The organism is Massilia sp. CT11-108 (genome assembly GCF_047302915.1).
Taxonomy (GTDB): Bacteria; Pseudomonadota; Gammaproteobacteria; order Burkholderiales; family Burkholderiaceae_D; genus Telluria; species Telluria orientalis.
In genome coordinates, this window is sequence record NZ_JBKYMO010000576.1 from 1 (window position 1) to 3,218 (window position 3,218).

The following is a 3,218-nucleotide window of genomic DNA, read 5'->3' on the forward strand; positions in this document are numbered from 1 at the left end:
GGCCGCAGCGGCCACGCGCCGGGCCGCATCTCGCGCGTGACGCTCGTGCCCACGAACAGCCTGGAATTGCTGGAAGCGGCCGGCGCCAAGCGCGCCGTCGCGACGCGCCGCATCGAAGCGCGGCAGGTACCGAACAAGCCGTTCGACGTGCTCGTGCAGCACCTCGTCACTGTCGCGCTGGGCGGCGGCTTCCGGTCCGACGAGTTTTACGAGGAAGTGACAAGCGCGTGGTCGTACCGCCTCCTCGCGCCGCAGGAATGGCAGTGGGCGCTGGACTTCGTTGCGCGCGGCGGCCAGAGCCTGACGGTCTATCCGGAGTACAAGCGCGTGCTGCCGGACGAGGAGGGCGTCTACCGTGTGCCCGACGTGAAGATCGGGAGGCGCCACCGCATGGGGATCGGCACCATCGTGTCGGATGCGCAGATGCAGGTGAAGTACGTGAGCGGCGGCCGCATCGGCAGCGTGGAGGAATCGTTCATCGGGCGCATGAAGCCGGGCGACCGCTTCCTGTTCTCCGGCCGCATCCTGGAACTCGTGCGCGTGCACGAGATGACGGCGTACGTGAAGCGTTCGGACTCGACGCGCGGCGCCGTCAGCCGCTGGATGGGTACCAAGATGCCGCTGTCGTCCGAGCTCGCGCACGCGGCGCTGGAAGAACTCAAGCTCGCCAGGGAGGGCATCTACGACGGGCCGGAAATGCGCGCGCTGCAGCCGCTGCTGGAGATCCAGGCGCGCTGGTCGGCGCTGCCCGACAGCGACGTGCTCGTCCTGGAAAGCATGAAGAGCCGCGAGGGGTATCATTTGTTCCTGTATCCGTTCGCGGGACGGGCGGTGCACACCGGGCTCGCGTCGCTGTTCGCGTACCGCGTGGGGCGCGTCATGCCGAGTACCTTTTCCATCGCCGTCAACGACTACGGATTCGAACTGCTGGCGCCCGAAGCGGTCGACTGGGCGAACGTGTTCAATGCGGAGACGGGCGCCGACGTCGGCCTGTTCGACACGTCGCATTTGCTCGAGGATGTGCTGGACAGCCTGAACGCGACGCAGTTGTCGCAGCAGCGCTTCCGCGAAGTGGCGCGCATCGCGGGGCTCATCTTCCAGGGCTATCCGGGCCAGCACAAATCCATGCGCCAGGTGCAGGCGTCGTCGTCGCTGTTCTTCGAAGTCTTCCGCAAGCACGACAGCGGCAACCTGCTGCTCACGCAGGCCGAGCGCGAAGTGCTGGAGCAGGAACTGGAACTCACGCGGCTGCGCGACACGCTCGTCGAACTGCATGCGCGCCGCATCGCCTTCCGCGAGGTGAAGCGCGCGACGCCGTTCGGCTTTCCGCTGATGGTCGAGCGCTTCCGCGAGAAGGTCAGCACGGAAAAGCTGGCGGACCGCGTCGCGCGCATGGTGCGCGAGCTCGAAAAGGCGGCCGGGGCATGAGCGGCGTCACCGTCGACGTTGCCGGAGAACAGCTCGTGCTGCTGCCGCAGAAAGCCGTGTTCTGGCCGCGTGAAAAACTGCTGGCCATCGCCGACATTCACTTCGGCAAGGCGGCCGCATTCCGCTCGTTCGGCATCCCCGTCCCGCGCGGGACGACGATGGAAAACCTCGACGCCCTCGATGCCCTCATCGATGCGACCGGTGCGAACCACGTGCTGTTCCTCGGCGACTTCCTGCATGCGCGCGCGGCGCACGCGGCGGGCACGCAGGCCGCGCTGCTCACATGGCGCCGGCGGCGCTGCGACCTCGTGCTGACGCTCGTGCGCGGCAACCACGACAAGCATGCGGGCGACCCGGCCGACGTGCTCGGCATCGACCTCGTCGACGAGCCGTACACGGTCGGCCCGCTGTCGTTCTGCCACCACCCGGACCTGGACGCGCCCGGCTATGTGCTGGCGGGTCACGTGCATCCAGTGTATGTCTTGGCGACACGTTTCGACGCCCTGCGGCTGCCGTGCTTCGTCTTAGGTCCTGATCGGATGATCCTGCCGTCTTTCGGATCTTTTACCGGTGGACACGCCATCCGTCCAGAAGAGGGCGATCGCATTTTTATTACCTCCGGGGAAGCCGTGCACAGCGTTAAGGCGAACCTATCTCGGTAGTCGACGTCGCTGCTGGCGCGCCTGACGAGCTCGTGCTGCGTTGCTCGTCGTTGCATGGATTGACCATGCGGCCTCCTCGCGCCTTGCCCGCGCTCGCCATGCATCGCCATCAGCTTCCGTCTCTCCACCGAGATAGGTTCGCTATCGCACCGAGCCCGTCCAGTGCGCGGCGTAAGCTGGTCTTATCGACAACAAGACGAAGTCGGAGGACCCCATGGCAACAACCCGACAGACATTGGCCGCGGCCGTCGTAGCCGCGCTGCCTCTGCTCTCGATGACCGTGACGACGCCCGTGCAAGCGCAGGATCACCCGCGCGCGGCCCGGCTGGCACCCCGCATCGATGGTTTCAACGTGGACGAAGTGCGGCGCCTGGAACCGGGCACCGAACTGAACTTCGACCTGTACGGCACGCCGGGCGGCTATGCCACCCTGCGCATCGATGGCGCCACGCGCAACCTGACCCTGCAGGAAACGTCGCCGGGTACCTACCAGGGCACGTACACGATCGGCACGCACGACCGCATCAACCCCGGCAGCGCCGTCACCGCGAACCTGCGCGTAAACGACATGGTCACGACGCGCCTGCTGGCCGAATCGATCGTGCGCGGACCGGGCCGTGACGACCGCGGCGACCGCACGGCGTCCAACATGCCGCATGTGGAGCGCTTCGACGTGCGCGGCAGCGACGATCTCGGTCCGGGCAACGAATTGAAATTCACCGTGCGCGGCACGCCGGGTGCCAAGGTCGAGGTGCAGATCGCCGGTTCGCGCGGCATCTTCTTCCTGCCGGAAGTGCGGCCGGGCGAGTACAGCGGCCTGTACACGATCCGCCGCGACGACCGTATCGCACCGGATGCGGCCGTCACCGCCACGATCCGCGCCAATGGCCGTTATTCGACGGCCACGCTGGGACAACCGCTGATGGCGGGCGGCAACGGCCAGGGCCTCAATCCGAATAACCAGCCGCGCGTGGCGCGTTACTGCACGAATTGCGCGACGGTGGAAGCCGTCAACGTCGTGCAGGTCAGCGGGGACGGCAGCTACCTGGGCACCGGTGCCGGTGCCGTGGTGGGCGGCCTGCTCGGCAACCAGGTCGGCAGCGGCAGCGGACGCACGGCGGCCACCGT

Annotated in this window: 1 protein-coding gene and 2 pseudogenes; all 3 read left to right on the top strand. The window is 67.2% G+C overall.

What is annotated here, in order from left to right; all coding sequences use genetic code 11:
• A pseudogene (locus tag ACEN88_RS27670) lies at positions 1-1,428 on the top strand (DNA ligase-associated DEXH box helicase); the annotation flags it as partial.
• Positions 1,425-2,090 carry a ligase-associated DNA damage response endonuclease PdeM gene (gene pdeM, locus ACEN88_RS27675; RefSeq protein WP_413344805.1) on the top strand — a complete coding sequence of 222 codons (666 nt, stop codon included), beginning with the start codon at positions 1,425-1,427 and terminating at the stop codon, positions 2,088-2,090. The pseudogene ACEN88_RS27670 and the gene pdeM, both read left to right, overlap by 4 nt.
• Positions 2,091-2,304: 214 nt before the next feature.
• A pseudogene (locus ACEN88_RS27680) lies at positions 2,305-3,218 on the top strand (hypothetical protein); the annotation flags it as partial.